This window comes from Pantoea phytostimulans, assembly GCF_046118715.1.
GTDB lineage: Bacteria > Pseudomonadota > Gammaproteobacteria > Enterobacterales > Enterobacteriaceae > Pantoea > Pantoea phytostimulans.
Genome location: NZ_CP173700.1, coordinates 130,901 through 152,090, shown reverse-complemented (window position 1 = coordinate 152,090; position 21,190 = coordinate 130,901). Strand labels below are relative to the sequence as shown.

The 21,190-nt window shown below is 51.3% G+C and carries 20 protein-coding genes and 1 pseudogene; 10 read left to right on the top strand and 11 right to left on the bottom strand.

What is annotated here, in order from left to right; genetic code table 11:
* The first annotated feature begins 8 nt into the window (after positions 1-8).
* From ACF2G4_RS21280 to rarD, 3 genes are all read left to right on the top strand, one after another.
* Positions 9-410, top strand: coding sequence for a VOC family protein (locus tag ACF2G4_RS21280; RefSeq protein ID WP_409076413.1), 402 nt, complete (start codon positions 9-11; stop codon positions 408-410).
* A complete protein-coding gene (locus ACF2G4_RS21275) occupies positions 410-1,393 on the top strand; it encodes a saccharopine dehydrogenase family protein (RefSeq protein WP_409076444.1) in 984 nt (327 codons plus the stop codon). The genes ACF2G4_RS21280 and ACF2G4_RS21275 overlap by 1 nt, the downstream gene beginning before the upstream one ends.
* A 103-nt stretch (positions 1,394-1,496) precedes the next feature.
* A complete protein-coding gene (gene rarD / locus ACF2G4_RS21270; RefSeq protein ID WP_409076412.1) occupies positions 1,497-2,402 on the top strand; it encodes an EamA family transporter RarD in 906 nt (301 codons plus the stop codon).
* A gap of 334 nt (positions 2,403-2,736) precedes the next feature.
* Here rarD and ACF2G4_RS21265 read toward each other — a convergent pair whose 3' ends face one another.
* The 4 genes from ACF2G4_RS21265 to ACF2G4_RS21250 all read right to left on the bottom strand — a co-directional run bounded on the left by ACF2G4_RS21265 (position 2,737) and on the right by ACF2G4_RS21250 (position 5,499).
* Positions 2,737-3,369, bottom strand: a complete 633-nt coding sequence (locus ACF2G4_RS21265) for a nuclear transport factor 2 family protein (protein WP_409076411.1) — start codon at positions 3,367-3,369, stop codon at positions 2,737-2,739.
* Between the two features lie 96 nt (positions 3,370-3,465).
* Complete coding sequence (locus ACF2G4_RS21260) at positions 3,466-4,212, bottom strand: SDR family NAD(P)-dependent oxidoreductase (RefSeq protein ID WP_409076410.1); 747 nt, start codon at positions 4,210-4,212, stop codon at positions 3,466-3,468.
* Between the two features lie 763 nt (positions 4,213-4,975).
* Positions 4,976-5,194: a hypothetical protein gene (locus ACF2G4_RS21255; protein WP_409076409.1), complete on the bottom strand. Its 219-nt coding sequence runs from the start codon at positions 5,192-5,194 to the stop codon at positions 4,976-4,978.
* Positions 5,195-5,334: 140 nt separating this feature from the next.
* A complete protein-coding gene (locus ACF2G4_RS21250) occupies positions 5,335-5,499 on the bottom strand; it encodes a hypothetical protein (RefSeq protein WP_409076408.1) in 165 nt (54 codons plus the stop codon).
* Positions 5,500-5,910: 411 nt separating this feature from the next.
* Between ACF2G4_RS21250 and ACF2G4_RS21245 the strand changes: the two are divergent.
* Positions 5,911-6,909, top strand: a pseudogene (locus tag ACF2G4_RS21245) (YsnF/AvaK domain-containing protein); the annotation flags it as partial.
* A gap of 299 nt (positions 6,910-7,208) precedes the next feature.
* Here the strand turns inward: ACF2G4_RS21245 and ACF2G4_RS21240 are convergent.
* Positions 7,209-8,174, bottom strand: coding sequence for a magnesium and cobalt transport protein CorA (locus tag ACF2G4_RS21240; RefSeq protein WP_409076407.1), 966 nt, complete (start codon positions 8,172-8,174; stop codon positions 7,209-7,211).
* Positions 8,175-8,561: 387 nt separating this feature from the next.
* Positions 8,562-9,482: an AraC family transcriptional regulator gene (locus ACF2G4_RS21235; protein ID WP_215844969.1), complete on the bottom strand. Its 921-nt coding sequence runs from the start codon at positions 9,480-9,482 to the stop codon at positions 8,562-8,564.
* A gap of 104 nt (positions 9,483-9,586) precedes the next feature.
* Here ACF2G4_RS21235 and ACF2G4_RS21230 point away from each other — a divergent pair, with 104 nt between their 5' ends.
* Positions 9,587-10,420: an oxidoreductase gene (locus ACF2G4_RS21230; protein ID WP_409076406.1), complete on the top strand. Its 834-nt coding sequence runs from the start codon at positions 9,587-9,589 to the stop codon at positions 10,418-10,420.
* Positions 10,421-10,513: 93 nt separating this feature from the next.
* Here ACF2G4_RS21230 and ACF2G4_RS21225 read toward each other — a convergent pair whose 3' ends face one another.
* Both ACF2G4_RS21225 and ACF2G4_RS21220 read right to left on the bottom strand, forming a co-directional pair.
* The gene (locus ACF2G4_RS21225) at positions 10,514-11,971 is read right to left on the bottom strand and encodes an MFS transporter (protein ID WP_409076405.1); all 1,458 of its coding nucleotides are present in this window, start codon (positions 11,969-11,971) and stop codon (positions 10,514-10,516) included.
* A gap of 99 nt (positions 11,972-12,070) precedes the next feature.
* Complete coding sequence (locus ACF2G4_RS21220; RefSeq protein WP_332626137.1) at positions 12,071-12,817, bottom strand: glucose 1-dehydrogenase; 747 nt, start codon at positions 12,815-12,817, stop codon at positions 12,071-12,073.
* 129 nt (positions 12,818-12,946) lie between these two features.
* On the opposite strand from ACF2G4_RS21220, the gene ACF2G4_RS21215 reads away from it, so the two are divergent.
* Both ACF2G4_RS21215 and ACF2G4_RS21210 read left to right on the top strand, forming a co-directional pair.
* Positions 12,947-13,816, top strand: a complete 870-nt coding sequence (locus tag ACF2G4_RS21215) for a LysR family transcriptional regulator (protein WP_409076404.1) — start codon at positions 12,947-12,949, stop codon at positions 13,814-13,816.
* A gap of 897 nt (positions 13,817-14,713) precedes the next feature.
* Complete coding sequence (locus tag ACF2G4_RS21210) at positions 14,714-15,277, top strand: hypothetical protein (RefSeq protein WP_409076403.1); 564 nt, start codon at positions 14,714-14,716, stop codon at positions 15,275-15,277.
* A 444-nt stretch (positions 15,278-15,721) separates the two neighbouring features.
* On the opposite strand, the gene ACF2G4_RS21205 is transcribed toward ACF2G4_RS21210, so the two are convergent.
* Positions 15,722-16,171, bottom strand: a complete 450-nt coding sequence (locus tag ACF2G4_RS21205; protein WP_409076402.1) for a bleomycin resistance protein — start codon at positions 16,169-16,171, stop codon at positions 15,722-15,724.
* Between the two features lie 334 nt (positions 16,172-16,505).
* Positions 16,506-17,411, bottom strand: coding sequence for a LysR family transcriptional regulator (locus ACF2G4_RS21200; protein ID WP_332626165.1), 906 nt, complete (start codon positions 17,409-17,411; stop codon positions 16,506-16,508).
* Positions 17,412-17,509: 98 nt separating this feature from the next.
* Here ACF2G4_RS21200 and ACF2G4_RS21195 point away from each other — a divergent pair, with 98 nt between their 5' ends.
* Together ACF2G4_RS21195 and ACF2G4_RS21190 are read left to right on the top strand one after the other, a co-directional pair.
* On the top strand, positions 17,510-18,037 hold the full coding sequence (locus ACF2G4_RS21195) for a GNAT family N-acetyltransferase (RefSeq protein ID WP_409076401.1): 528 nt from the start codon (positions 17,510-17,512) through the stop codon (positions 18,035-18,037).
* Positions 18,034-19,266, top strand: a complete 1,233-nt coding sequence (locus tag ACF2G4_RS21190; protein ID WP_409076400.1) for an MFS transporter — start codon at positions 18,034-18,036, stop codon at positions 19,264-19,266. The genes ACF2G4_RS21195 and ACF2G4_RS21190 overlap by 4 nt, the downstream gene beginning before the upstream one ends.
* A gap of 149 nt (positions 19,267-19,415) precedes the next feature.
* Here ACF2G4_RS21190 and ACF2G4_RS21185 read toward each other — a convergent pair whose 3' ends face one another.
* Positions 19,416-19,658, bottom strand: coding sequence for a hypothetical protein (locus ACF2G4_RS21185; RefSeq protein ID WP_243079559.1), 243 nt, complete (start codon positions 19,656-19,658; stop codon positions 19,416-19,418).
* A 156-nt stretch (positions 19,659-19,814) separates the two neighbouring features.
* On the opposite strand from ACF2G4_RS21185, the gene ACF2G4_RS21180 reads away from it, so the two are divergent.
* Entirely contained in the window at positions 19,815-20,321 is a 507-nt protein-coding gene (locus ACF2G4_RS21180) for a GNAT family N-acetyltransferase (protein WP_409076399.1), read from the top strand.
* Positions 20,322-21,190 lie beyond the last annotated feature (869 nt).

Genomic DNA, 21,190 nt, shown 5'->3' with positions numbered 1-21,190 from the left:
GAGTTTTTATGCTTGATCACGTGTTTTTATCGGTCAGTGATACTGACCGTTCCGTTAATTTTTATACTGAAGCGCTTGCCCCTCTCGGCATCACGGTGCGTCATGATTATGATGGAAAAGACGGGCCTCCCGGACACCCGGATTTGAAAGGTTTTGGTGCTCAGGGCCGGATTTTTTTCTGGCTCCGCGAAGGCGTCGTGGCTCCGTCTGCCGTGCACGTCGGGTTCGTTGCCCGGAATCAGACAATGGTGAATGAAGCCTATGCTGCAGCCATGCGTGCTGGCGCAACCGACAACGGTGCGCCCGGTGCCAGGCTTCACTACGATCCACGCTATTATGCTGCAGGCGTATTCGATCCTGATGGCTACAGTCTGGAATTTGTCTACAAAGACTGGCAGCACCCTCAATGATGAAGACATTACTGATATATGGCGCAGCCGGTTATACGGGGCGCATGATTGCCGCACAGGCAACAATTGCCGGCCTCAGTATCATTGTTGCTGGCAGAAAAGAGCCGCCTCTGGCCGCGCTAGCAGAATCACTTGATGCCGGAATGCGGGTTTTCAGCCTTGAAGATAAAGGTGAAGTCATTCGCCACCTGGAGGGAGTAAGCGTCGTGCTGAACTGTGCCGGGCCGTTCGCCGGCACGGCAGAGTCGCTGATGAAAGCCTGTATCTCGCAGGGCATTCACTATCTCGATATCACGGCGGAAATTAACGTTTACCGGCTGGCTGAATCGCTGGGGGATGTGGCTGCGCGGGCGGGTAGTATGTTGATGCCAGGCGTGGGCTGGGATGTGGTGCCGACTGACTGTCTGGCGGTTCGCCTGGCACGACAGGTACATGAACCCCGGCGACTACGCATAGCCTTACAGGTGGCAGGATCTATGTCCCGGGGTTCTGCTGTCAGCGCAGGTGAAATTATCGGAGCCGGCCTGCTGGAACGCGTTAACGGTACTCTGATGACGAAAGAGAATACGCAGCCTGGCTGGTTTGATTTTGGTGAGGGTCCTGTCGCCTGTGCGCCGCTTTCCTTTGGCGATCTGGTTACGGCATGGCATTCAACCGGTATTCCGGATATTGAAATGTTTGTTCATGTGACCGGCGATGCCTTCCCGGAGGGGGATTTATCCCTGCTTCCTGACGGGCCCGGACAGGAGGAACGTGATGCCAGCCGCGCTCGCGCTGTAGCCGAAGTCACCGGCTCTGACGGAAATATGCAACGGGCATTAATCGAAACGGTTAACGGGTATTCCTATACGCCGCTTGCGGCCGTTGAGGCTACCAGGCGCGTTCTCAGCGGTGACAGCTTACCCGGCTTTCAGACGCCGGCAATCGTGTTTGGTGCTGAGTTTGCACTGACAATTCCGGGTACGTCGATTCAGCTGTCCTGATTCTGCTTATAAGTCGCATCGGTCAGCGGAAGATCTGCTGGCTGGTGCTTCACATTTTTATCACCGCATTGTTTTTTCCCGTAAACGTTTCTATGAGGGAGATATGACTGCACACAAGGGCATCGCGTTGTCATTAGTGTCATCAGTGCTGTTTGCCGTACTCTGCTATTACAGCGTTTTTCTGCACCCGCTGAACGGATGGCAGATAGCAGGATGGCGCGCAGTAACAACCGTGCTGTTGCTGATGCTGGCCTTGGCCTTTCGAAAAAAGCGGGGTCCTTTCTGGCACTACTTAATGTCAGTGATAAAAAGTACACGGCTGCTCATTGCAACATTTGCCTGCGCCGCGCTTCTTGGACTGCAGATACTTATTTTCTGCTGGGCGCCCGTCAACGGGCAAAGCCGGTCACTTGCACTCGGGTACTTTCTGTTGCCTCTGGTCATGGTACTAACCGGCAGAGCGCTGTACGGTGAAACGATGTCAGGGTGGCAGAAAATTGCCGTACTGCTGGCGGCCTGTGGCGTTGCAGCTGAAATTATGATGGTGCGTTCACTTCCGCTCGTGGCGCTTGTCGTTATGCTGGGATATCCGCCGTATTTCATTATCAAACGTCAGCTACGAAATAATGCTTTCTTTAGTGTAATTGCAGAAAATTTATGCCTCTTGGTGCCAGCAATTGCCCTGCTGATTTATCAGGGAAGCGGAAAGGAATGGTTACCCGTCGGGCCTGTCGGCGGAGGGGGCACCCTGGCAGGGCTGGGATTACTGAGCGGCTCTGCATTACTTTGTTTCCTGCTTGCCAGCAGCAGCCTCTCGTTTACGGTGTTTGGCATGCTGTCTTATGCCGAACCCCTACTGTTATTTCTGGTGTCACTTTTCCTGCCCGGAGAAAAACTGACTCTGGCATCGCTTCTGACGTATGTCCCGATATGGCTCGCCGTTCTGACGCTGATGGTTGGCGGGTATAGAAAAGTGAAAGCCAGTGCGCGCCATAGCAGAGAACGGTGAATCGTCGGGCATACGGCTGTCAGCGCAAGCTATCGTATTGAACTTCCCCGGAAGTCCCGGACGCTGTTCAGGCTTCCGAAAACGGGTGTCCTGCCAGGGCTGGCGCATGTGACTGCAAAAATGCCGGCAGGACAGTCTGGTTCCGTTGACGCCTTTTTACCGCCTTGGCTGCGCCTTCTTCTGGCGTTAGAAACGCCTGTACTGTCATTTGAATATGTGCCATGCCCGGCTTTAACAGCGTTGACCTTAATACCAGAGGGTCAGGTTCAATGGCAAAGCCGATGCATTTATTGCCCCAGGAACGAGCCCGGTCTTTTTCCTGTCAACCGTACGTTCATTCCATCTGCGCACGGTTAACAGGTGCGCCAACGTGAAACTGAAGATCACCCATCAGACGAGGAACAACATTACGCGACGTAAACCGCCAGTAACCGTCGTGTTTTTCGAAAGTGTCGTAATAACGTCCTGTACATATTGGCTGTAACGGGAATCCCTCCAACTCCTGATGCACAGTGAAATAACTGACGCAGGTGGCCGAATCGCCGGAAGGAGAAATATCTATCAGTGCACTGGATACGCTATGCCAGGTACGGGGAGTTCCGTCTTCATGACGCTGGACGCCACGGATAAAAAACTGCTCAACCTCTTCGCGACCGTGAGCAGTATCCCTCAGGACAGTAAATTCGGCGTGTTTAAGCAGTTCAGAGTTCTCAGTAAATTTTCCGTCATCCAGGTTGTGAATATAAATGGCAAGCAACCGCTGAATCTTCAGCTCATCGACATAACGTTGTTCATTTTCAACATTAATAGCATCAGTCATAATCTGAGCTCTCTGGGTTATGGTTGAAATAATCCCGCCATTCAGGAAACAGGCGAGCTGAATTAATCTGATTCTTTTTAATAACAGACTCAGCCAGCTGTCCAGCGCTGCTAATAAGCCAGGCAATGACGGAAGCGCAAAGTCCATATAAGTCTGGGAATGAAATAACTGGAACTGAGCCGGCCCTCCCTGCACAGAGGGCTGTCATATTGTTTACAGATATTATTTCTTCAGCGACTTCGGTCAGGTCTGAGATGCACCACCGTCGGCGAATATCTCCGCACCGTTGATATAACCGGCATCATCACTGGCAAGAAATATTACAGCTTTCGCAATTTCTTCAGTTCGCCCAATGCGGCCAATCGGGCTGCGGTCGCGTAAAGACTGCAGGATTGCGTCAACCGGTTTTGGGAGAAAATCGCGCAGGGACTGCGTATCAACCGGACCGGGGCTGAGGATATTGATGCGAATGCCGGCGCCTTTGATATCCAGTATCCAGCTACGTACCATAGCGCGTAAGGCGGCCTTGGTGCCGCCGTAAACACTCAGTCCCTCTCCGGGGTTAATAGAAGCAGTTGAGCCTGTGATAACAATGCTGCTACCGGGTTTCATAAGCGGCAGGGCCTTCTGAACGGTAAAAGTGATACCCCTTACATTCGTGGTGAACTGGAGATCAAACTTTTCCGGAGTAATTTGACCGAGAGGCTCAATTTCTCCCATGCCTGCATTTGCTATCAGAATATCAATGCGACCAAAGCGGGAACGGATTTGCTCATAAAACGCATTCAGCTCGGTCAGGCTGCTCACATCCACCTGAAACTGATACGCAGCCGGGCCAAGCGTACTGACTGCCAGTTCCAGTTTATTTTTGTCTCGTCCGGTAATGATTACGGTTGCACCGAGTGCTGAAAGCTCCTGTGCTATTCCCAGACCAATGCCGGATGATGCGCCAGTAATAACTGCGATTTTTTTCTGAAAAGACTGAGTCATTGTGTATTCTCCTGATTGTTGTGAGCTAAGTGTGTAGTGATCACTACACGCAAGCAGCGAGACATACAACAGGGAATTACGCTGAGCATAATAAATTCAATACAATCAATAATATAGATTTAACCTTTAATGCTAAAGATTTTAGCGGTCATGATGTGGGGGGATTTATTAACCGAAATGAAATAAAAAAACAGGCTGGGATGTCCTGCATTTGTTCGCGATGCAAAAGTGATTATTACACAGGCTATAGTGCTGTATGCTGAAATTCTCTGGTTGGTCAACGAGCTTGCAAAGTTATAGTCTGAGAAAATGCGCCCATTGGTATGTTGTGGGGTCAGAACAGGTTACACCGATTATGACAACGTCCGCTTTTCGCTCATAGCGGACCTTCCCTGTATTAATTAGCTTGTAAAAACTTCAGACATCCGCTCATTTTCGCTTATCTTTCCCTCATTTGAGGCTACAGCATTGCCCACCGGACCAGATTCAGGCTGACAACTGCCGTTGCCATCAGACCCCAGCCGGTAAGCGCAACAGCGCTCACGACCCGGCGCTGCCGGGGAGACGGCGGGAGCGATGCGTTGGCTTTTTATTCTTTTATTGCGGATTGCGGGCAAAAAAAATACCCGCACAGGGCGGGTAAAAATTCGTTACAGAGGAGACCTCCGCATTAACTGTAGACCGTAATGTCTGCGTTAGGTTCATTAATTAATTGTTTAATAAAGATTTAACCTGACTATGGTTTTATTCCGGGCCAGCCAGATTACTTCTCACTGTTAACTTCTGCCAGCTGCCAGATTTTTTCACGAATGGCTTCCTGTTCTTTTTTATCCGCCGCGGCTTCAGGTTCACCAAACAGCGACCAGATTTTTTCTTCCAGCTCCGGTTTCTCCTGCTCATGGCCTGAGACACTGAACTGCGTGTCATCATTCGCATAATGCTTAACGCCGTTATTTACATAGTCTCCTGATTTCACTGTCATTAATGCTCCGTTATCTGTCCGGCCGCTCTTTGTCCTTGTGGGTGAAGACGAAAAAAGCCCGCAAATAAGCAGCGGGCAAAAGTAACAAGGATTTCTCGTAGGTGCACATTTCATACTTTCTGTGCAGCTGTAGATTCTGGCTAAAGAGTTCTTATTTGCAAGCGAGGCGTATTCCGGCTGCGCAGTTTCAGCGCTTCGCCATCAGTTTCCGGCCAGTAAGCGCTGCAGGGCTGGTTCCCTGCCTTGCCGGCGAGCCAGAAGAAGTCTGCGAGGTGCTGATGAAACTCCTTTTTAAAAAAGGCCATTATTCCTTTTCCTGCAGCAGTATTCAGTAGGACTACGCGAAACCAGGCGCGGGCAGATTCATCTTGTGTTGTTACCCCGTCTGTTTAAAACGCTGTCATTTCTCAGAAACCGCCAGCTTTTGCTTACGAATTTATGACGAGCCGCATGGGTTTGCGTCATTTTTCTCATTACGGCCTCTTCACCGGGCACTTTCTGTCAGTTTCTTCAGGTTATGCCAGGCTTGTTTGTGTACGTGCCAGTGATTTCGCCGGAAAATTTGCAGGGGAATATATTTTCTGTCGACCGGGTCGGGCATAACCCTTTAAGCACGCCGGCCCGCAGCCCGCTTAAAGGGTTATGCCCGCGGGACCCGGTAAAAGGTACGTATGTACAACCGTTGCAGGATATAACATATCTGAACTGTCACCCAGGAGAGACCCATGGCTCATGAAACAATCGTAACGATGTTCAGTACCTTAACTCTGGCGGAAGGTGCGAAGCGTAACCTGATTAAGGCCGGCTTCAGCGATGATGATATTGATATTATCTCAGGCGAACGCCTCCGTTCTGAGGGGCATGAAGCGCGTCATCCCGGTTTCTGGCAACGCCTGTTTGGCAACACCCTTGAGGAAGACCAGGAAGAAGTTTACGAAGATGCGCTGCGAACCGGCGGGGTGGTTCTGTCGCTTCGTGCCGATGAGGATGAGGCCCCGCGCGCGCTGGGTATTCTGGATGCGCATGAGGAGCTTACAGGGCGCAGCGCAGCGGCCCCGGCTGATTACACGACTGATGAAGAGCTTACTTCGCCTCCGGTTGGCAAAAGTAACCAGACCGGCACGGATGCAGTGCGGACATCACTGACCGGTGATGAAAGCGAGGAAGACGTGCTTCGCCTGGCTGAAGAACGACTGGAAGTCGGTAAGCGACTGGTCAGTGAGGGCTCTACCCGTGTCCGCCGCTATACCGTTACCGATCGCGTTTCGGAAAATATCTCCTTGCGCGAACAGCACGCCGAAATTTTCCGTCGCCCGCTCAGTGAAACCGGCTCGCCGGACAGCGTTGACTGGTCAGAAAAAACGGTAGAAGTTGCTGAAACCCATGAACAACCCGTCATTAACAAAACGGCGCACATCAAAGAAGAAGTGGTGGTACGCAAAGATGAAAGCGATCGGGTGGAGACGGTCAGTGACTCAGTGCGCCGTCAGGAAGTGGATATCGATCATGCAGATACCGTGCAGGCCTCAGACATAGCTCATAATGCCGGGACATTGCCGGAGGCATCCGGTTCAGATAATGCCAGAGAGTATGACGTCACGTCAGGTCAGGCACGAACGGATCACCCGGAGCACAAAGAAAGCTTAGCCGACAAGGCTGGCGACAAAATTGCGGAAGCCAAAGAGAAAGTCGAAGACAAGTTCAAAAAGCCGTAATTTATTTCCCTGGCGATAGCCACCGCTCAGGCCCGCATCAAGATGTGCGGGCTTTTTTCATCTGTTAACTACCTGCTACTGTGCGTACCTTTCGTTCACAGTGCCCCCTGAAAACCTGCTCAATGGCGGCTTTATACCAAAAGCAGACATCATCGATGTCTAAATAACAGGGATGACCTGACAAACCTTGTGGAATGCGTGCAGTAATGACATTTTTGCCAGGAACGCCAGGCGGTATGTGACCTCAAAGCACAGAAGTGGGCTCAAAAAACCAGACGGCCTTTCAGCCCACGTTTGCATCATAGCCAGCGAGCACGCCTGAATCGCTGCCACAATAATGCGCAGGCTATCAGTGTGACAGTGACTGTCGCCGGATAGCCATAGAGTGTCTTAAGTTCAGGCATGTTGTCGAAGTTCATGCCATACATACTGAATATTACCGTCGGGATCACCAGTATTGCACCCCAGCCGGCAAGTTTCTTGACGACTTCGTTCTGCTGCACTGAAACCAGCGCAAGGTTGACGTGCATCGCACTGCCAAGCAGTTCGCGCATGTCATTGACATCCGTTACAACATGGCGGGCGTGATCCTGAATATCTCTGAAATACGCCCTGAGTGGTTTCGGGATTAACTCTTCATGAATACGGATAAGCTCCGTACAGATTTCTTCAACTGGCTGGGCTGCATTGCGGAGCGCGAGAAGATTACGGCGAAGAGAATACACGTTCTGGATGGCTTCACGGTCAAATTCATTGTGAAAGAGTATGGCTTCCATCTCACCGATTTTTGTACTGAGTCGTGCGGTCAGCTCTGCATAGCCGTCCACAATGAAATCCAGAATACAGTAAAGTGGATAGGCCGGACCGAATGACAGCATGCCTGCATTCTCGCCAGCACGGGTACGTACGGGGGCATAGCTTTCTGAAGCACCGTGGCGAACCGTGATAAGATAGTTCCGTCCTACAAACAAATGCGTTTCGCCAAATTCAATATTATCACCCCGGCCGCTGGCAGTCTTCGCCACAATAAATACCGAGTTGCCGTAACGCTCTATTTTAGGCCGCTGATGTGCGTTAAGTGCATCCTCTACAGCCAGGTCGTGCAGGCCGAATTCTTCCTGTACTTTGTACATAAAGGCAGGCTCAGGCTGCCAGAGTCCCAGCCATATAAACGCATCAGTTTCCTGGATGACTTCGCTAATATCCTCAATATCGACGGCCTCGGCGGCGCGGCCTGAGCGGTAGACCATACTGTTTACAATCATTTATGATTATCCCTTAAGCGAGTGTATAAACAGCTTAACCATTTCCGTTAAATTACCAAATTATCCCTTAGCAGGGTGTTAACGTCCCGACCGAAATTGTCCGCTAGTTGATCAAGGCAGAAATCATGTCTTTCTGGCGCGTCCGTTATGTGCCGCGAGCGGGCGTTGCCTACCCTGTGCTGTGCTATTTTCTGGCAATTTAAGGTTGTGACCTGCTCCCCATCGATTAACACACCGCAATGTTAGTAATGCGACCGTTGATTTGCGACCTTAACTGCGAGCTTCCGTTTCTCGCTCATTGCGGACTATTCTTCTCATGCCTGTCTGCTCTTTGCCAGAAGCGGACATTACATACCTCACGACCTATTCAGCTATGCCGAATAAACCTTAATGCGATGAAACAAATACCGACGCTTGCTGCACAGGCGGAACGGCGAAGTTACGCTGCATGCGTTTTATTTCCTCAGCCGGCGGCAGACCAAACAGGCGTTTGAACTCGCGATTAAATTGCGATGGGCTTTCATAGCCAACGGCATAACTCGCGGCGGCGGCAGTGATCTGCTGGCGCACCATCAACATCCTCGCCTGGTGCAAGCGTACCGATTTCACATACTGCATCGGCGGCATCCGGGTTATCGCTTTGAAATGGCTGTGAAACGTCGGCACACTCATTCCTGCTTCCATAGCCAGTTGCGTCAGCGTTAACGGCTCAGCATAGGTGGCATGGATGCGCTGAAGCACTTTGCCTATCTTGCCGAACTGCCCCTGCAAGGCCAGCGCGGCACGCATTGCGTTGCCCTGTGCGCCCGTCAATACGCGGAAATAGAGCTCACGTACCCGCGCAGGGCCGAGGATAGCGACTTCAAGCGGATTGATCAGAACTTCAAGCAAGCGCAGCACGGCCGTTTTTACTGCGTCGTCCATCGGGCTCGACATCATGCTTTGTGGAGCAGCGGGAGGATGCGGGGCGTCATGCTGTTCAATTTGCAACATCAGTTCAGCGGCCAGCTGAAGATCCAGATGCATATAAATCGCCAGCAACGGATGTTCTGCCGACGCGTCGGTTTCCATCACAAACGGCACCGGTACCGAAACCGCCAGGTAGTGCTGCTCATCATATAAATAAGTTTGCTGACCAAAATAGCCGCGCTTGCTGCCCTGGCAGACAATCACGATCCCCGGATCGTAAAGCACAGGCGTTCTGGCAAGCGGGCGATCGGAACGCAAAATTCGCACATCAGGCAAGGCAGTAAGGTTGTACCCCTCCTGCACCGCAAGTGCCTTCATCAGGGCAATCATTACGGTCATAACAACACCTCATAAAATTAGGCAAGGAAAAGAGAAGATAAGGCCTAAAAATGCGGCAGAACAGAGAATAACATGCAACCTTCACTGTTCATGGGAGTTCTTTTATGACATCTGCAAAAACGATTTTAATCACTGGCGTCAGCAGCGGCATGGGTCGTGCGCTTGCACAGGAAGCCCTCGCCGTAGGTCATCGGGTCGTCGGAACCGTACGCAACCGCGAAGCACAGCAGGCTTTCGAGGCGCTCAATGCGCAGCGGGCTTTTGGCCGACTGCTTGATGTCACGGACTTTGAGCATATTGATGAGGTAGTTGAGGAGATTGAGTCAACCGTCGGTCCGGTTGATGTGCTGGTGAACAACGCTGGTTATGGCCATGAAGGCATTCTTGAAGAATCGTCCCTCGAAGAAATGCGCCGCCAGTTTGACGTGAACGTGTTTGGCGCGGTGGCGATGATTAAAGCCGTGCTACCGGGCATGCGCCAGCACCGTCGCGGACACATTATCAATATCACCTCGATGGGCAGTTTCATTACCTTGCCAGGCATCAGCTATTACTGTGGCAGCAAATTTGCACTGGAAGGGATATCAGAGACGTTAAGCAAAGAGCTTGCCCCGTTCAACATACACGTGACCGCAGTAGCACCCGGCTCGTTTCGCACGGACTGGGCCGGGCGCTCAATGGTACGCAGTGCTCGCAGTATCCCGGACTATGACGTTTTATTCGACCCCATTCGCCGGGCTCGTGAGGAAAAAAGCGGTAAGCAACTCGGTAATCCCGTTAAAGCCGCCCATGCCATGCTGGCATTGATTGAAAGCCAGAGTCCACCCGTGCATTTGTTGTTAGGCAGTGATGCACTGAGCTTAGTGCGGCAAAAGCTGACTGCATTAAATAATGAAATAGAACAGTGGGAACAACTCACTCGTTCAACGGATGACTGAACGGCCTGTAAGGAGAGCTGAAGTGAAAAATAACGGGTTCTCAGCTGGCTGCCGAATCACGCGGAAGTTCGCAGCCAACTGAGATTTGTTGTGTTACTTGAGGGAAAAGCTGGCTGGGGCTGTAGAGCGATCGAAGGAGCGCCGGATTAACCGGATACTTAGCCCTGCCCCAGTAGCCAAGCAGACTGCCATCACCAGAAGCGCGACGATAAAGGCATGTGTAATGACTGCTCCGCTGTCACCGTTGCCCAACATGCTGTAAAAAATACCGCCGATGACGGCGACGCTCAGCGCAGTGCTAATTTGTAATACCGAGCTGGTTACGCCAGCAATCATACCTGAAAACTGTGGCGCAACCCGGCCTGTCACCATCCGCACCAGGGTTGGCATCGCCAGCCCCTGTCCAAGACCAGTAACAAAAAGGAGAACTGCGAGCGGCAGCATGGCGGGAGGTCTGCCCGTCAGCGTCGTGGCGATCAACCATGCCAGGCCCGCCAGCCCTACGGTTTCGCATCCCATCCCGATTGCGCTAAGGTAATTTCCGACAAAGCGCCTCAGGTATGGTGTCAGTAACGGACCAATCAGAAAGCCGATGCCAAAGGGCAGAAAAAGCGTGCCCGCGCTCAGAGCGTTAAAATGCAACGCGCCTTGCAGATAAACAGAAAACAGAAGAAAGAACGCGCCGATCGAATAAAACAGTAAAATAATCACAAGTCCCTGGCCCAGCCCTGGCGCGCGTAACACGGTCGGATTAAGCAGTGGCGAACCTCCCTTCTGACTCAGGCGACGCTCATAACGCCATAACAACGAGACCAGCAGCGGGACAGTAAGAAACAATAGCCACGTCCACCAGGGCCATCCCGCCTCACGGCCTTCAATCAACGGCACTATCAGCGTGCACAGCGTGGCTGTTGCTAACAGCATGCCGACGGGGTCCAGTCGCTGTGCAGATTGCACCCGCGTTTCTTTCAGCAATGGCAGGCCAAAAAGAATGACCAGCAGCGCCACAGGCAGGTTAACGAGAAAAATAGCCCGCCATCCCAAGTGAAACAGGTCCGCTGAAATCAGGATGCCGCCCAGTACCTGTCCGATAACGGAGGCCAGACCAAACACTGCACCATAGATACTCAACGCTAACGGTCTCTCCGCTTCGGGAAAAATGGCCTGCACGGAAGCCAGCGCCTGAGGGGCCATAATGGCGGCGGTGGCACCCTGTAACATGCGTCCGGTAATCAGTACCCAGGGTGACCAGGCTAACCCGCACAGTAAGGATGCAGCGGCAAACCCGATAAGCCCAAGAAAAAACATCTTTCCACGACCATAAATATCGCCCAGGCGGCCGCCGGTAATTAATGTTACCGCATACACGGCAGCATAGGATGAAATGACCAGCTGGTCAGCGGAAGATGAGGCCCCCAGCTCGTTCTGAATGGCAGGCAGCGCCACGTTAACGATAAAAAAATCGAGCGGCGGCAAAAATGCCCCAACCAGTAAAATGACAAACATTGCCCAGCGACGTGGCTCGGCTTGCGGGATGCTATGTGCCGACATAAAGCACTCCTTATGAAACGGTACAATCCCCGGTAAGGGACGTTTTGTGAGGGCAAAATGTGCAGTTAACCTGTCAGGACGGGGCGTGTGCGCTGGGGGTTAGCGCATGCCGCCGGAGGCCAGAATTACCTCACCTGTGACCCACCCCGCCTCGTCTGATGCGAGAAATGAGACGATCGGGGCAACATCTTTCACCTGGCCGATGCGGCCGAGCGGCGTCTGCTCTTCATTCCATGTCTGGAAGTCCGAGTTCATCGCGCCAGCGCTGTGGCTTCCTTCCGTTTCGATCAGACCGGGGTTGACGGCGTTGACACGAATTCCCCGGGGGCCGAGTTCTCGTGACAGTACGCCAGTGATGGCGTCAATCGCGCCTTTGGCGCCGCTGTAGATGGCGCTCTCGGCAATAAAGACGCGGGTGACGAACGAACTGATATTAATAATACTGCTGCCTTTACCCAGGTGCGGCGTGGCGGCAGCGCTCACTAACAGCGGTCCCAGAACATTGATGTCGAATTGCCTGCGGTAGAGCGCTTCGGTGCTTTCTTCAATTTTGGCGAACTGGTAAACACCGGCGTTGTTCACCACAATGTCCAGCCGCCCGAAATTGCCGATGGCCGCGTTGATCAACGCCTCAACCTCTGCCTGGTTGGTGACATCCGCCGCTACCGCTAAGGCCTGCCCACCGGCGGCTTCAATATCGGCAACGACCTTATCGGCACCGCTTCTGCCTGTGGCATAATTAACGATGACCTTCGCACCATCAGCCGCCAGCTGGCGGGCAATGCCTGCTCCGATACCTTTGGAGCCGCCCGTTACGATGGCAACTTTACCTTTCAATTTGTTCATATTTTCAGCTTCCTGATAGGACCGCCTGGCGCGGTATGGTGGTGGAAGCTATGGTGATACCAACATCATTGTTTGGGAACTGCCACTTTTGTATATTCAATGTTCATTTTTGAACGGTGAGGCGATGACATGGAGTGGGGTGACGTCCGGGTATTTCTTGCAGTCATTCGTAACGGTTCTTTCGGGGAGGCGGCTCGAAGGCTTGGCGTGAGCCATCCGACGGTCGGGAGGCGTATAAAGGCGCTTGAGGATGAGGCGCAGCAAGCGCTGTTTCGCCGGACACGGGAGGGGCTGGTGCTGACGGACGCCGGCGACGGGGTTATGAAGCTGGCCGAAGCGATGGAAAACTCCGCGCTGGCGATGGAACGCCGCTTGGCAGGTAATCACGAACGTCTTGAAGGGATATTGCGGATATCTTCAGCAGAGTGGTTTGCTAACTATGTTCTGGCCCCTATTCTGGGCGAACTGACGCGCCGCCATCCGGCAATTGTGCCGGAAGTCATCGCAAGCTATCGCTTGATCAATCTGGCGCGCCGTGATGCCGACATAGCGTTTCGCATTGTGCCCTTTACCGAGCCGGACATTGTCCAGCGACGTCTGATGAGCATGCCCTACGCCCTCTATGGCACGCCTGATAATGCACAGACAATGCTCACCGATCCCTCTTCGGTGGGGCTAATTTTGATGAATACCGAGCAATCACACTTTCCTGACGTCTCATGGCTGCTCGAGCGGTTTCCGCACTCCAGATGTGCCTTCAAAAGCACGAGTCGGGCGATTCAGGCGCAAATGTGTCTGCGCGGAATGGGGATCGCCGTGCTGCCACAACCGTTGGGCGATGCCACCACTGGGCTGCAGCGCATTGCAACGCCTGATTTGCCCCCTTCAAGAGATATCTGGGTAGGCTACCATCAAGATCTTCGGCACATGGATCGCTTACGCGCCATGCTGGATATCGCCGATGCGTTGCTTACGGATCCCGCACTGGTGGCTCCGTGAGCCTGTTCCCCCACCCGTTCACTTAAACTGATGTTCTGAAGGAGTTCATGTGGCAGCAGAAGGAGGGGCCATTACGCCTAAAAACCTTCCGGTATCGCGTGATCACTGCTTAAAACGACTTTAAGGTTACTCGCGTCGTAACCTTCTGGCTTGTTTGCGCCCCTTACCGACAAACTTTGCCAGTTTCGTTTCCCCTTACTTTTGGATGTCCTGTGCCCCACTCCTACCATTAATAAAAAACTGCCTGTACTCAAACAGGCCAGTAGGCGTGAACTTCCGCTTTGTGCCAGAAGCGGACATTGCTAGCACTGGAATGCTCAAATCTGTGGCGAGCAGATGACAGTGCATAATCATGCAGCCGCATCGAAATCATCAGAGGCGTTTTTCAGGATTCTGGCCGGGGAAAAGTGCCTGAAACGGCCCGCACGCGCCAGAGTTGCGCTGAGGAGCCATACGGCGGGGCAATAGCACTGTTATGTTAAATCCGCCAGGGTGGCAGGGTGCGGTGCGAAAAGGGCGGCAGCTGGCTTCGCTTGTGCGGCGGAACGTTCCTTACCAGCCTTAAAGGGTGACGGTTCCTGCTGGTTCCGGTCACAGTGAGCCGTTCTGAATCTCACCCCTGATTCACCCCGCTTTAGATGGCAGTTTTTTTTGCCTTCGGGGAATAATGAATTTTACTGAATGTTCACTGCGCGAAGCCGATAAATATGTAGCCCTCACCAGGGTGACCTTTGATCACTGCAAAGCAGATTTTTGTTTCTGACGGCGCTTAATGCGCCGTTTTTTTGCGCTTTGCAGACGCAGGTAAAAACGTGTATCCCGCTACTGGCGGGCTTTTTTGCTGGCATGCGCAATAGGGATGTTATGAGAAATAGACTATCTACTTGGATTATTAATATGAAAAAAATATTTTTATTGCTTTGCCTCTTTCCGTCACTAGCTCTCGCAGAAAGCTATGATGCTGCTGTTATGGATATCTGCGGTAAACCCCCGAAGGGGGATGAGGTAATGAGAGAGTTAAATATAAAGCCTCTGGATCTAGCAATCAAAATCCCTGAAAAATTCACCCAAATGCCAGATCTTTTAGCTAATATTAAATATCCATCTTTAAAAAATAAACCTAAATTCATTTATTCTAACGATGATGGCGCAGTGTCGTTGGGGGTAACTGAAAAAGCCTCGTCGGGTCTAGTCGATATCGATGTGGTAAAAGATGGGATGTTGGATCTTGTGAAAGCTCTAAAGCCAAAGGCGTTATCATTGACTGTCGATGGGAATAAGGCTTGGCTGGTTGTTTTTAATTCACAAGCCAGGGATGGCAACATATTGAATATCCAATTATTTACCATGACAGATACTAAGTTTGTAGTAGCCACATTCAACATGACAGATAAGTACATCAATCAGTATTGCGATGTTGGAGTCATATCTTTGATGTCTTTGAAAGAGACATCGCGTTAATTTCAGACAAAAAGTACCTAATGCCCTCGTGGTGGGTATATAAAAATCACGGGGAGCATAGCGACCTTCGTCTAGCTCGCCTTTTTGTCCCTCGTACTGCAAAAGGTTTGATTGTGTGGGCGAAGTGTCCGACTTCCAGCAATCACACTTAGTCTCTTACTGCTGCATCTTATCAGGTGTTAGTATCGTACTGCGAGACGGGGTAGAGCTTAACTCTTTCGCGCTTAAGTTACGTACCCACCGTTTGCCTGTTTATCCTTTCGGGGCTCGCGGCGGTGCAATAGGGAAGTTATGTTTAAAATTATGAAAATATTCAGTAGTCATTAGTGTATGTCCGCTTCTCGCTCATAGCGGACCTTGCCCCGCGTAAATGTCTGCTCTGTGCCGGAAGTGGACAAAAGGGGGAGTTAGAAAGGCGGTTAATTGACTAATGTGATGGCCGAACTATCGATGGGGAGTATCCGGCTCGGAATTTTTGACTTTACGTGTTCCAAGATGTTGATAAAACCGTAGTAAGTATCCATCAGGATCGGCAACAATAAACTGACGGTTTCCGCTTTCCACTGCCTCAACACGATACCAGCGCTCCTCAACAGGAAGAAAAAGACCAACGCCATGCTGGGACAATGAGTTTATCAGGGGAGTAATTGAGGGAACCAAAATCTGAACATTCACCCCTTTTCCGAACGGGTAACCAGTCGGCTGATGCCCTCCTTCAAATGTCCGGCCTTCTCCTATCTGATCGATCATGAGTTCAGCTTCTCCCAGCTTCAGGTAACAGAAGCCTTCTTCAGAGCGCTCATATACACATTCGAAGCCCAGAATTTGGCAGTAGAATCTTTTCGAATTGCGCCAATCTGATACAGAAAACTCAGGTACAAGTGCATTACTCATGGCTATAACTCCGTTTTCAATCTCAACGTCAATCATCTGGAACCAAAGTGAATGCCTGAGCAGCACCATAAATACGCATGTTTGGACCCGGATCTACAGATGCCGTCGAACCGATGATGATTACGCATGAACCTTTACGAAGCAGAGGTAACGCCTGCTGAACAGTAAGCAGAACAGACTACACCGATCATGACAACGCCCTCCTCATTTAAGAATAGTTTTGCATCGACCCGTTGAACTCACAGACTGAAGCGGACATAGGTGGCTTGAGCAGCAAGGACATTTTTGGGGTCTGAACAGACCGGATCCGTCAGATAAATGTATTGAATGATATTTATCTGCTTTCCTCTTTTGCAAAACTGCCGTTTAGTCTTTTCAGCACTTCACTTATGCCCCTGCTGACAATCCGATCCTCCCGCATGACTGTCCCCAGAGTTCGGTGAAGCGAGGGCGTCACAGAGTAAAGACTGAGACCCTGCCTTTCTTCAATACTCGCAACGGACATGCGGGGAACGATGCTGTAGCCCAGACCGGAACGTACCATCCTTTTAATCGCTTCAATGCTGCCAAGCTCCATCATGGGGCTAGCAGTATGCCCGGCATACCGGAACCATTCGTCGATCAAGGCGCGTGTCCCGCTTCCGGGTTCAAAGATAATCAGCGGCAGTGACAAAAGGGCGTCGGGAGACAGCGGGTTCGCGCTCTGCTCTGATGCATCCTTTTCCATGATGACAACAAACTCATCAGTACCCAGCGGGCTTACGCTCAGGCATTTGCCGGCTGCTGGAAGTGTTACAAGTCCAATGTCTATACGATTCTCCTCCACGCTCCGGACAATATCGGAAGTATTGCCTGTGCGTACATCCACTTTCAGCAGAGGATGTGCCTGTCGCAGCTGTTGCAGTAAGGGAGGCAGAAGATGAATACAGGCCGTTGCACCCGTGCCGACAGTAACGGTGCCGGTTATCTCGTCTGAATGCAGAGACACCGATTCAATGGCTGTATTTACCACGGAATCAATTTTCATACAGTGCTCAGAAAAAGTCAGCCCGGCAGGAGTAGGCCTTATCCCCCGGCTGGTTCGCTCAATAAGCCGGACATGAAGCGCCTGCTCCAGCTGTCTTATCTGCAGGCTGACAGCCGGCTGTGATAGCCCGAGCGCTTCTGCCGCTCCGGAGAAACTGCCCCGGCTGATGACCATCCTGAAAGTAGCAAGGTGATCAAGGTTCAGGTTTGCCATGCCAAAGTTTTCCTTATACCGCTGATAAGTCACGCGGCCTGTCTGAAATTATTCATCCGGGTTAGTCTTTGTTTCTGACCAGAAAAAGAGCCGTACTGATGGAAATAACTGAAGCAGATGAAAGACATATTCCTGCTATCCAGCAGATTTATGCTTATCACGTATTACATGGCACCGCCACTTTTGAAACCGAACCGCCGGATGCGGCTGAAATGGCAGCCCGCCTGAAAAAGGTACGTTCAGCAGGACTGCCTTGGTTTGTGGCGATTGATGAAGGGCAAGTGCGGGGATACTGCTACCTGTCTTTTTACCGGGAACGCCGCGCCTACCGGTTTACCCTGGAAGACTCCGTCTATATTGACGCCACGTGTCAGGGGCGGGGCACCGGCAAAATGCTGTTATCCCGAGCGATAGCCTGGGCAGAAGCCCGTGGCTTCCGCCAGCTCGTGGCCGTGGTGGGTAACAGCGAAAATACTGCCTCCCTTGCCCTGCACCGCGCCGCAGGCTTCAGCATCACCGGCACACTCAGATCGGTAGGATTCAAGCACGGGCGCTGGCTCGATACGGTCATCCTGCAGCGCACGCTCGGGCTGGGCGACGCCACGCTTGCGGAGAGCACAGATTGACAGACGGACATCTGTCAGGGCGCAGCATTTTCTGCATCGGCATGACGCAGCTTATCAACTGGGGTATTACGTTCTACATGCCGGGCGTTTTCGGAACCGCCATCATGGCGGAGACGGGCTGGTCTCCCGTGGTGACATTCTCTGGCCTGACCGTTGCCATGCTGGTTATGGGGCTGGTTTCGCCGCTGACCGGTTTCGTTATGGCTCGAACCGGCGGACGCATGATGATGATGGCGGGAACCTTCGCCATAACCATCGGGTGTTTTCTGATGGCGATTACTCATTCCACAACGGCATGGGTTGCGGTCTGGGTCCTGACGGGAGTCGGCATGCGGCTTGCCCTGTATGACGCTGCGTTTGCCCTGCTTGTGGAAACCGCAGGCGCAGGGGCCCGCAGAGCCGTCTCTCTGGTTACTCTACTGGGCGGTCTTGCGTCAGCCGTGTTCTGGACTGCTGGCGCTGCCCTGCTGCACATTACCGACTGGCGGCATGCCTTACTCGTTTACGGCTGTGCGGGTCTGGTGGGCCTGCTTTTTCTGACCGCCGTTCCGGCAGGCCGTCGGGTAAACCCTCCCATGGTTGGTCGGTCCGGTTTTCCGGCGGCCGGGACGGCAGAAGATCGAAAAGGTTTCATCAGTGGCCTGTGGTATGCCGCCCTGATTGCGCTGCTCAGCTTTGTCTCCACGGGCGTGTCCACGCATTTTCCCCGGATACTAATACTGGCCGCTTATGGCTTGCCCACCTTGGCTGGCATGCTTTGGGGCGTGGGACAGGTGAGTGCCCGCCTGCTGGATGTGGCCTCCGGCGCTCGCCTCTCCGCGCTACGCCTAAACCTTATTATCGGTGTCCTGCTGCCACTCTGCTTTCTGGCCGGCCTTGCGGGGTGCGTTACGCCTGTGGCTACAGCCCTCTTCGTCCTGGGCTATGGGGCCGTGAACGGACTGTGCACGGTTGTGAAGGCCGTACTTCCTCTTGTGCTGTTTGATCCACAGCAGTACGCCCGCAAAACAGGCGTACTGCTGTCACCAGGATTTTTTCTCGCGGCGCTTGCCCCGTCTGCGTATGCCATGCTGCTGGAGCGGTACGGTATACCCGGCACGCTGCTTGTTTCCGCTATCCTGACCCTGTTCATTACGGCGATTTCCGTGGTGATCTGGCGACGCCATTCCGGCTCAGCCGTACAGAGCCGTGATGAAGAAACGCCTCCCCTTCCCGGGAAAAACGTTTGATACAGTCCGCGATACCATCAAAATTTTATCTAGATTAATCCACATTTTGTGCGTCTGCTTTTCGCTCACAGCCGACTTGACCGTGTGCCTGTCTGCTTTGTGCCAAAAGCGGACATTATCAGATGAGTAAAAACCGCCCTTCAGCCGGCTTATCTTAGGATTGCTGTCACAATTGTGCTGAATACTGTGCCCGTTATAAAAGCATGTTCAGTTGTGCGTTCTTCTTTGCGTATGTCAGCATAGCGTGCAAGAGCATGCTCAGCATTTGGGGCATCGATCTCTTCATACTGCTTTTCATAACCCTGATCGGTCAGCAGAGGGGCTTTCTCGGCTTCTGATCTTTCCAGCACAGCAATTTGTTCACCCTTTCTAAAAAAAATGTAATCCGGCATCTGTCGCTCCCGAGAAAAGATAGTTTTTCATGAGATAACATATCTCATCTGGCTTGATTCTGTTTACATCTGTGTTTCTTCAGTTCGTGAGTCAGAAGTTAAGGTAATTCAATATACTTAAAGCTTTGAAAAATTTGCGACAGTAAGGAGCTCAGGATGAAAGCATTTACAGTGCGCCGCATTAACGACAGTGACCTTGACGATTTCATAAGAATAAGACTTGAGGCTTTGCGACTTCATCCAGCTGCCTTTGGTGCCTCCTATGAAGACTGGAAACAGAAATCTGCAGAGTTTTTTGCTGAAAGGTTACGTGTGGAAAGTGTATTTGGAGGATTCGATCTTCAAAATACATTACAAGGGATGATAGGCGTTAGTAGCAATACCGCCCCAAAGCTTCGTCATGTTGCCACTATCTGGGGAATGTATGTGCGCGCTGAGATGAGAGGCACGGGACTTTCGAAATCGCTTATGGCAGCGGCAATAAAAGCTGCCAGCGGAGCTAAAACAATAAAACTTTCAGTGATGACAACAAATCATGCAGCCCAGATTCTCTATCGATCTTTTGGATTCAGAGAATGGGCAACCGATACCGCTGCATTATGCGTTGATGGCGTTTTTTATGACGAACTTCTTATGAGGCTGGATGCTGAATCCAGTTCGTGACCCGGATATCTGGAAAAACCGGCTGGCCGTAAAGGGCGTTAGGGAATCCAAATGAATCATCACGGTCTATACAGACACATCCGAATAGCTATTAGTCACATATCTGATGCCTGCTCTTCGCTCATAGCGGACCATGCGCTCGTGTAATACTGCTTTGTGCCAAGAGCGGGCGTTGCTAACTCTTCCCTGCATTAAGTTTTGGGTAGTAAGACAGCCTTATCATCATTTCCTCAGTCTCACGAGGACAATCAGAGATTTGACACCCAAATATCCATCCATAAAACCATAACATTAAGGCGTTTGATGCTGCATTGAACTCCATATTAAGTAAAACATGCGGAAAATAGTCTATTTTAGTTGTACTGAAATATATTATTTCATCCATGCCGTGCAGCCTATAGAATATAAATCATATTAGGTTAATTTCATTAAACTCGCGAAGAAATTCCAAGCATGAATAGACCTTGAAATATTTGTCTTTTTAAATTACGTATTAAAATCATATCGACAACCGTAAAATAAAAGAAGCCTCTGCAAATGATTTAATAAAGATCTCCGATCTCCTTAAGGTTTCATGGTTTACGAATGCCCCGTTTCTTTAGGCATATTAGCCTGAGATTGCACCATTTCTGTCGTTCACAAGATTAACCTGTTTCTTCGTTAATGAAATAAGAATTCAAAGGTGGACATGGCAACCATGTATAAACCTCTGAAACCTCATCAGGTGAATAAGATAGAGCCTTATGTATTGGTGGAAAAAACAACATTATTATTTATTGTCAGGCACTAAAGTTCTTAACACAAACGCCGATAATCTTCCCAAACTTATCCATCATTAGATGCAATGTATGCTTTGTACATTCAGAGAT

Coding starts and splice junctions, on each gene's coding strand:
- ACF2G4_RS21210 (WP_409076403.1), top strand. CDS start 14,714: ATGAAAAAAATATTTTTATTGCTTTGCCTCTTTCCGTCACTAGCTCTC.
- ACF2G4_RS21225 (WP_409076405.1), bottom strand. CDS start 11,971: ATGTCGGCACATAGCATCCCGCAAGCCGAGCCACGTCGCTGGGCAATG.
- ACF2G4_RS21240 (WP_409076407.1), bottom strand. CDS start 8,174: ATGATTGTAAACAGTATGGTCTACCGCTCAGGCCGCGCCGCCGAGGCC.
- ACF2G4_RS21250 (WP_409076408.1), bottom strand. CDS start 5,499: ATGGCCTTTTTTAAAAAGGAGTTTCATCAGCACCTCGCAGACTTCTTC.
- ACF2G4_RS21185 (WP_243079559.1), bottom strand. CDS start 19,658: ATGCCGGATTACATTTTTTTTAGAAAGGGTGAACAAATTGCTGTGCTG.
- ACF2G4_RS21265 (WP_409076411.1), bottom strand. CDS start 3,369: ATGGACTTTGCGCTTCCGTCATTGCCTGGCTTATTAGCAGCGCTGGAC.
- ACF2G4_RS21220 (WP_332626137.1), bottom strand. CDS start 12,817: ATGAACAAATTGAAAGGTAAAGTTGCCATCGTAACGGGCGGCTCCAAA.
- ACF2G4_RS21205 (WP_409076402.1), bottom strand. CDS start 16,171: ATGAGTAATGCACTTGTACCTGAGTTTTCTGTATCAGATTGGCGCAAT.
- ACF2G4_RS21215 (WP_409076404.1), top strand. CDS start 12,947: ATGGAGTGGGGTGACGTCCGGGTATTTCTTGCAGTCATTCGTAACGGT.
- ACF2G4_RS21195 (WP_409076401.1), top strand. CDS start 17,510: ATGGAAATAACTGAAGCAGATGAAAGACATATTCCTGCTATCCAGCAG.
- rarD (WP_409076412.1), top strand. CDS start 1,497: ATGACTGCACACAAGGGCATCGCGTTGTCATTAGTGTCATCAGTGCTG.
- ACF2G4_RS21230 (WP_409076406.1), top strand. CDS start 9,587: ATGACATCTGCAAAAACGATTTTAATCACTGGCGTCAGCAGCGGCATG.
- ACF2G4_RS21235 (WP_215844969.1), bottom strand. CDS start 9,482: ATGACCGTAATGATTGCCCTGATGAAGGCACTTGCGGTGCAGGAGGGG.
- ACF2G4_RS21255 (WP_409076409.1), bottom strand. CDS start 5,194: ATGACAGTGAAATCAGGAGACTATGTAAATAACGGCGTTAAGCATTAT.
- ACF2G4_RS21200 (WP_332626165.1), bottom strand. CDS start 17,411: ATGGCAAACCTGAACCTTGATCACCTTGCTACTTTCAGGATGGTCATC.
- ACF2G4_RS21180 (WP_409076399.1), top strand. CDS start 19,815: ATGAAAGCATTTACAGTGCGCCGCATTAACGACAGTGACCTTGACGAT.
- ACF2G4_RS21275 (WP_409076444.1), top strand. CDS start 410: ATGAAGACATTACTGATATATGGCGCAGCCGGTTATACGGGGCGCATG.
- ACF2G4_RS21260 (WP_409076410.1), bottom strand. CDS start 4,212: ATGACTCAGTCTTTTCAGAAAAAAATCGCAGTTATTACTGGCGCATCA.
- ACF2G4_RS21280 (WP_409076413.1), top strand. CDS start 9: ATGCTTGATCACGTGTTTTTATCGGTCAGTGATACTGACCGTTCCGTT.